At 60.7% G+C, this 7,700-nt stretch carries 5 protein-coding genes; 4 read left to right on the top strand and 1 reads right to left on the bottom strand.

Annotated elements, in window-relative coordinates; translation table 11 throughout:
• Positions 1-92: 92 nt before the first annotated feature.
• Positions 93-368 (bottom strand): hypothetical protein, encoded by a 276-nt coding sequence (locus QN370_RS12505; RefSeq protein WP_323581729.1) that lies wholly within the window; start codon positions 366-368, stop codon positions 93-95.
• On the opposite strand from QN370_RS12505, the gene QN370_RS12510 reads away from it, so the two are divergent.
• The 4 genes from QN370_RS12510 (at position 367) to QN370_RS12525 (ending at position 7,450) form a co-directional block, all read left to right on the top strand.
• Positions 367-1,605 (top strand): M20 family metallopeptidase, encoded by a 1,239-nt coding sequence (locus QN370_RS12510; protein WP_322127754.1) that lies wholly within the window; start codon positions 367-369, stop codon positions 1,603-1,605. The two genes, QN370_RS12505 and QN370_RS12510, sit on opposite strands and share 2 nt — an antisense overlap.
• 123 nt (positions 1,606-1,728) lie before the next feature.
• Positions 1,729-3,153: a Wadjet anti-phage system protein JetA family protein gene (locus QN370_RS12515; RefSeq protein WP_322127753.1), complete on the top strand. Its 1,425-nt coding sequence runs from the start codon at positions 1,729-1,731 to the stop codon at positions 3,151-3,153.
• Complete coding sequence (locus tag QN370_RS12520; protein ID WP_322127752.1) at positions 3,150-3,845, top strand: DUF4194 domain-containing protein; 696 nt, start codon at positions 3,150-3,152, stop codon at positions 3,843-3,845. Before QN370_RS12515 ends, QN370_RS12520 begins: the two co-directional genes overlap by 4 nt.
• Complete coding sequence (locus tag QN370_RS12525) at positions 3,842-7,450, top strand: ATP-binding protein (protein WP_322127751.1); 3,609 nt, start codon at positions 3,842-3,844, stop codon at positions 7,448-7,450. Before QN370_RS12520 ends, QN370_RS12525 begins: the two co-directional genes overlap by 4 nt.
• Positions 7,451-7,700: the final 250 nt, after the last annotated feature.

A 7,700-nucleotide genomic window follows, 5' to 3' on the forward strand; every position in this document is an offset into this window, starting at 1 on the left:
GGTCACTTCTTTTTGCTTCGCCAAAAAGAAGTAACCAAGAAAAAGGCGACCGCGAAGCGGCTGCCCTGCGGGTTCCCAAAAGCCGGAGCCAGTCAGGGGGAAGGTCGCAAACTCGCTTCGCTCAGACATGCGCCCTTCTGATCCCCTGCCTGACTCCGGCTTTTGGCAGCTGCTTCAATGCGGGGCAGGTCAAAGTCAAAGTCAAAGTCAACAGCAACAGCAACAGCAACAGCAACAGCAACAGCAACAGCAACAGCAACAGCAACAGCAACAGCAACAGCAACAGCTCCATCAAAACCGTAATGCAAGCCTGCAAAAACATCGATTGATTTTTTCCACTGCTCGATTACCGAACTCGGACATTGCATGACAACTGCACCACCTGACCACAATCAAGCCCTCGATGCCTGGATCGACCAGCACTTCGACGACGAGGTCCGCTTCCTGCAAGAATTGGTGCGCGTTCCGACTGATACGCCGCCTGGCGATAACGCGCCGCATGCCGAGCATACCGCCCGTCTGTTGCAGGGTTTTGGTTTTGAGGTCGAGCAGTTTCCGTTGCCGCAGGCTGAGGTTGTCGCTTGTGGCATGACTTCGATTACCAACCTGATCGTGCGGCGTCGATATGGCGATGGCAAGACCGTCGCGCTTAATGCGCATGGCGACGTGGTGCCGCCGGGTGAGGGTTGGACGGTTGGGCCGTACAACGGCACCGTCATCGACGGTAAGCTGTACGGTCGCGCGGCGGCGGTCAGCAAGAGTGATTTCGCCAGTTATACGTTTGCGCTGCGAGCGCTTGATGCGCTGGGTGTTGCGTTCAAGGGCAGCGTCGAACTGCACTTTACTTACGACGAAGAATTCGGCGGCGAACTCGGTCCCGGTTATCTGCTGCGTCACCAGCTGACCCGCCCCGATTACCTGATCGCCGCCGGTTTCAGCTATCAGGTCATCAATGCGCACAACGGTTGCCTGCAGATGGAAGTGACCGTGCACGGCAAGATGGCGCATGCGGCGATTCCTGATTCCGGCATCGATGCGCTGCAAGGCGCGACTGCGATTCTCACGGCGCTGTATGCGCAGAACCGTCACTACAAGACGATCACTTCTGCCGTTGCCGGTATCACCCATCCGTACCTCAATGTCGGCCGCATCGAAGGCGGCACCAATACCAATGTCGTGCCGGGCAAGGTCGTGTTCAAGCTCGATCGCCGCATGATCCCGGAAGAAAATCCGGTCGAGGTCGAAGCGGAGGTGCGGCGCGTGATCGCTGAAGCCGCCGCGTCGGTGGCCGGTATCCACGTCGACATCAAACGCTTGCTGCTGGCCGAAGCATGGCAGCCGCAAACCGGCAATGCTGCATTGGTTGATGCGTTGCAGCGGCATGGCGAAGCAGTATTTGGTGAACCGATTCCAACCTCGGGGACGCCGCTCTACACGGATGTCCGGCTCTATGGTGCCTACGGTATCCCGGCTGCGATTTATGGCGCAGGGCCGCGTACGGTGCTGGAGTCGAATGCCAAGCGGGCTGACGAACATCTCGATCTGAACGACTTGCGCCGCGCCACCAAGGTCATTGCACGGACGCTGGCGGAGTTGCTGGGCTAGCCGCTGGGCGGGATGGGGCAGGGTTGTCTTTTTACGGTGACTGCGCAGACACCTGCCTTGGCTCATTGGCCATCACTCCGCTATAGTTTGCCCCCCGAGTAACTCGCATCGAATCGCGCCCTGATGTTTTTCCAACCCGACCGTCTGCATTTTTTTCGTCCGCTGGCCAGCAAGCATCGCGCCATCCTCGTCGATTGCGTGCACGCGTTGTACGAACGGCTGCATGGTCCCAGCGCCGACTACGCCCAGAATCTGACACGCGAATCGCTGCGTGACTTGCTGCTGCCGGTGGTGCAGCAAGCTCGTCTTGCTCTGGCACCGGATGACGAAGCGCCGCCCGACCTCGACTTTAGCCTGAGCACCGACAGCGATGACGTGCAAAGTACTGCCGCCGTGATCCGCGCGCTGGAGCGCGATGGCTGGCTGGAAAAGTTTGGCGACCGGGCCGGACTGGTGTCGGCCTATCGCTTCACCCGCCCCGGCAAACTGTTCGCCGAAGCGTTCTGGACGCTGGATCGTCGCAGCGCCCGCACACGCCAGCGCAATGTGCGCAGTTGCCGCAATGCGCTTGATGCCGCGTTGCGTAATCTTGATGCGTATGATCTGGTGGATGCGTATGACTACGCTGAAAAAGTCATCAGCGACCTGTCCGAGAATGTCGATTATTTTCAGGAACTGGTGCGCCGGCTGATGCAGGAAGCGGCCGAGACACCGTGGGATGGCTTCATGGAATTCCTGCAGCGTTTCGAGACCGAATTCAAGAAGCAGCTCACCGCTGACAGCGTCGAACGCCATCGCCAAGTGATCCGCGACCAGCTCCAGCGCTTGCAGCAACTGCCACCCGATCAGCACCGCAAACTCGAAGCGCAATTGAATGATATTGCCCGCTGGGCCAGTCAGGAACGGGTCGGTACCTCGACCCTGGACTGGCTGCTCGAGCGCATCGAAGAAATCGTCGAAGCAGCCTGCACTACCAAGCATCCCGAACTGATCAAGGCGATGAGCGTCTACATGCAACGCGCCGCAGCGATCGTGCAGCAGGCAGTGATGCTGCGCGGCGGTCAGCGCAAGCAGGCTTACAGCATTGCCATTACACGGACTGCAGCGCTGGCACCGGCGGCGCAGCAGGTCTTCCTCGAACAGCTCGGACTGGCGATCGCGCCGGCTGCGCTGCGCCTGCTCGATCCGGCTGCGTTCAAGTTGCGCGGTGCCTCGCAGCGCCGGCGTGCGTTGACCGTGACTGCGCAACCGCGCATCAGCGAGGCAGCGCGGCGAGAGGCGGCGATGGTGCGTGCCGAAGCCGATGCGTTTGCCTTGTCGAACGACGACGTGGTCAGTCGCATCCGCGCCGAACTGCAATTGCGCGACCGGCCGATCCGGCTCTCGACGCTGCCGGCCACCACGGCCACCGAAATCCTCAACAACATGCAACTGGTCGAAGCAGTGCGCTCTGCACGCGATCCGGCCCTGCGCGTGACCAAACTGCCGGCCAAATTAGTGAACGCCTTTTATGCCGGCGATGACTACCAGATCGAGATTACCCAATGACGCTGACCGTCACCCTGAACACCACCCTCAATGAGGCGCTGGCGCTGCACCACCTCGACGCCGAACGCTTTCGCGACATCGTCGGTCGGCTCTATGCCGCCGGCATCATCGTGCGCGATGAAGACGGTGTCGAGCAGCGTCTGTACGACGACATGCGCCGCATCGAAGTGCTGCTGCATGATTACTTCGGACTGGCCGGATTCCGGCTGGTGCACGATATCAAAGGCGAATTTTTCCGGTTGTACGCGCCGGGTGCCGACGTACCGGGCATGCCTGCCGACGAACTCGAACCGGTGCTCGGCCTGCGCGCCCGGCTCGGTGCCGACTTCGTTGCCACCGCGCTGGCGCTGCGTTTTCAGTATCAGCAAGGATTGGCTGAAGCCGGCCGCCGGCTCACCGATGATGGCGAAGTGCTGGTCACGTTCGAGGAAGTCTCGGCCACGCTGCAGACCCAATTGAAGCGCACGCTGCCGGTCAATACCGTCGAGCGCTTGCGCTTGCTGGCGGACCTGCGACGGCATCGGCTCATTCGCATGGCACCGAGTTTTTCGATGGACGACGAAGACGCTTTGCTGGCGATCCGCCCGACCATCCTCGGCATTATCAGCGATGACATGCTGGCCGCAGCGCTGGAAGCCGAAGGTGTCGATGACGCCGCCCCATCGACCGATGCAGAACAGGACGCACCATGAAGCTCGACAAACTGATCCTCGTCAACTGGGGTGCACTGCGCACGCAGGAATACCCGATGGGTAACATGACCTTGCTGACCGGTCCGACCGGTTCCGGCAAATCGACGATGCTCGATGCGCTGCAAACCGTGATGACGGCGGTCTACACCAACATCTTCAACTACAACCCCGGTCAGGATGAAACAACGCAAGGCGCACGCAATGGCAAGACCAAGCGCACGCTGTGGTCCTACATCGTCGGTGCCGAAGACAACCTGTTTGCCCGACCAAACGGCGCGCATGGCTATATCGCCGCGGTGTTCAAGCCCAGCGAAGGCGAAGAGGGTCGCGAGTTCACGGCGCTGATCGCGGCCTCGGCGCGGCTCGATGGTGCCGGCGAGCGTCGTCAGGCGGTGGCCGAACGGCTGGTGCTGCTAATCATCGACGAGGCTGCACTGCAACTCGGCGACCTGACCACGCTCGCCGCCGATGGCGCGATGACCGTCATCGCTGTCGAGAAAATCGAACAGCACCTTGCCACCCGCTATCGCCACGTGATGAATTTTCGCGACAGCAAACGCGAATATCTGTGCCAGTTGTACGGCCGCTTTCGCGGCCAGAAAACCGTGCCGTTTGCCGAAGCCGAAAGCGCTGCCAAGGCCTGGAGCCAGTCGATTGCACACAAGCCAATCGGCAGCGTCGACGAACTGGTGCGGCATCAGATTCTCGAACTCGACGCGACCCAGTTGTCGCAGCGGATCGGCCAGATCAGCAAGCTCATGCGCCAGGTCAGCGAACTGCGTCACGAAGGCGAACGCCTCGCCGGTAACGTGCAGCGACTGGCCTTGCTGGGCAAGATCGCCAGTGCGACCAGTGCGGCGCATGAGGCAGCGGTGCAGGGACAATTGCTGGTCTCGACACTGGCCTTGCGCGATGACCGGCAACAGTTGACCAGTGCCGATCTGGCCGTGCAAGCCACGCTGGGCGCGATCGATATCGAGAACGCCAGCATCGATCAGCTCGAACAGGAACGGCTCGGCAAGCAGCGCAGCCTGACGCAATTGCAGGCGCAAATGATGGGTATTCCGGCGGCCGAACAGAAGCGCCGGTTGCAGCAGGATGTGCAGGCCAATGCTGCACGCATCCACAGTGCGCTGGCTGCATTGAAGCAGAACCTGCTGGCCGCGCAACAGCTCGAACGCACTGCGCTGCTGGTCGGTGGCATGCAGATTCCGCTTGGCTACTTCGAGTTAGTGAAGGCGGCGCGGCATGTTGCCGTTGCGCTGTCGGCGGCCGGTGGTCCGGACTGGACGATGCAGTTGCAGTCCATTGCCCAGTTGTCGGCCAGTGCCGAGATCGATGTCCTCAAGGCGTTACTGCTGATGCAGGAACTGGCTGGCATCGAGTTGCCACTGCTTGGATTGCATGATGCGTTAGTTGGCACCGGCCAGAGTTTTGCAGCGGCGCTGCATGCGCAGATCGCGCAGTTGCGGGCCATCGAAACCGATGCGCTCAAGCGCGAAAAAGAGTCCGCGTCGCGCAAGGCCAATCTGGCCGAAGGCGGTGCCGACTATCCGGCCTCGACACGCCATGCGCTGAAAGCTTTTCGCGAAGAACTCGGTGCCGCCCGTGCGCAAGTGCTGTGCGATCTGATCGAGCCGCTGTCACCGCAATGGCAACCGGCCATCGAAGGCTATCTGGGCGGTGCGCGTTTTAATCTGGTTGTTGATCAGGAATGGGAAGCGCGTGCGATTGAATTCGTGCGTCATCGCAAGCTGCGCGCCAGCGTGATCCAGGGCAGCCTGTGCCTCAAGCACATGCGGCCGGATCGCACGCCAGCCGATTCCATCATCCATGAATTACATGCAGAGCATCCGATTGCCGATGCGTATCTGCACGAGCAGTTCGGGCAAGTTGTCAAGGTCGCCGATGCGCACGCCTTGCGTCAGGTGGCGCGTGGTTTGACGCAGGACGGCAAGGGCAGTGGCGGACGCACGATGTTTGCTGCCGATGCCGAACAGCTGGTGTTTGGTCAGGAAGCTAAACGGCTGGCGCGCGAGCGGGCTGGTCAGGACCATGCCGACGCTGAAGCCGCGCTCGATCAGGTGCGCGCCGAACTGCGCGATTTTCAGGGTGCGCTGGCATTGATGGTGCCGCTGCAGCGGGTGTCGCTGGCGGGGCTGGTCGAGCTCGACGGTGCCGTGCGCAGCACCGATGCCTTGCGTCAGGATCTGGCGCGCATCGACCTGAGCGAAGTGAGCAAACTGGAAGATGAGGTCGAGGTCTTGCAACAGGAATTGCGCCGCCTTGATGAGCGCAAGAGCGGTTGCGACAAACAGATCGGTGGCCTCGAACGGACCTTGCAGGCGCATCAGCTGACCATCAACAAACTCGCCCTCGGCATGGAGCCCAAGCAGGAACGGGCCGATCAGGATCGCGCGGCGCTGCGCGATTTGTGCATCGCCAATGGCAGCCTGTCGCTGACGGCGCTGGCCGATGCGGTCGCGCTGGAAGCCGGGTCCGGGACGCTCACGCCGAACGAGGCGGCGTCACGCGTGAAGCAGTACGAGTTGCGCACCTGGCGTTTGCATGGCGACATGCGTGACGCACTGGGTGATTACCATGCCCACGCACGTCCGGATGAACGCTTCGATGTGAGTGAACAGCCCGATGAACGTGAAGGTGATTTCGGTCGACTGTATGCGCGTATCGTCGCTCTGTCAGCGCAGGTGCGCGAGCAGCTGTTGCGTCAGCAGGAGATCGGACTGGTCCGCAATCTCGATCAATTGCGCACCGCCGAAGCATCGTTCAACGATGTCTTCACCAAGCAGTTCTGCTACGAAATCCGCAATGCCGTCGACACCGGCGTGCGCACGCTCAAGACGCTCAACACCGAACTCGACAAGCTCAAGTTCGGGACCGATACGTTCCGCATCGACTGGTCGGAATGGGTGCCGGAATTCAAGGAGTACTACGATTTTTTCAGCGCCACCGCCGCGCTGTCGGAGACGCAGGAGTCGCTGGGCCTGTTCGACGAGACGCCGCTCAGTGACGCCAATTGCGCGGTGCGCGACCGCTTGCTGGCCTTGCTGCTGTCGGACGAAGGTGAGCGCGCACTGAACCAATTGCAGCGTGTGGCCGACTACCGCAATTACCGTCGCTATGAAATTTTCAAGGAGTCCGAGTCCGGCTCGCAGGTCCGCTTGTCCGAATGGGGCACCGGTTCCGGCGGGCAGCTCGAAACCCCGGCTTACATCATTCACGCAGCGGTGGTGACCAACCGGCTGCGGCATTTCGACAAGGGCAGCAATTTGAAATTGCTGGTCAATGACGAATCGTTCTCGAAAATGGACGAGGGCAGGGCGCGCGATGTTCTGAAATTCTTGCGCGACAATCTCGGCATGCAATTGATTTGCGCGCTACCGACCAAGCATGCCGGTGCCATCAAGCCGGAGTTTTCACGCGAGTGGAGTTTTAGCCGTACCGAAGCCGAGGACAATGGCGAGGTCGGATTTGTCTCCGAAGCCGACGAGCGTACATTGCGCACCGACCCGTTGCGCGGATTGTGGGAGGAGCGGCGGGCGCAGGTGCGGGAGCAGGCGATGCTGGTGTTCGGGCAGGGGTGAGTTGTTAAGGTACGCGGTGCAATGCCCTTCGGTTATTGCACCCTACGAAATTTGGTGGGGTGCAATAACCGAAGGGCATTGCACCGAATGGACCGAATACGGTCGACAATCACGAAATCCTCAAACCGAAAAAAACATCGACGACAATAACAACCCCCGACCACCCAAGCCCCGTGGGGTGCAATAACCGAAGGGCATTGCACCGAATGGACCGAATACGGTCGACAATCACGAAATCCTCAAACCGAAA

The organism is Actimicrobium sp. CCI2.3 (assembly GCF_035019065.1).
In the GTDB taxonomy this organism is placed as follows: domain Bacteria; phylum Pseudomonadota; class Gammaproteobacteria; order Burkholderiales; family Burkholderiaceae_D; genus Actimicrobium.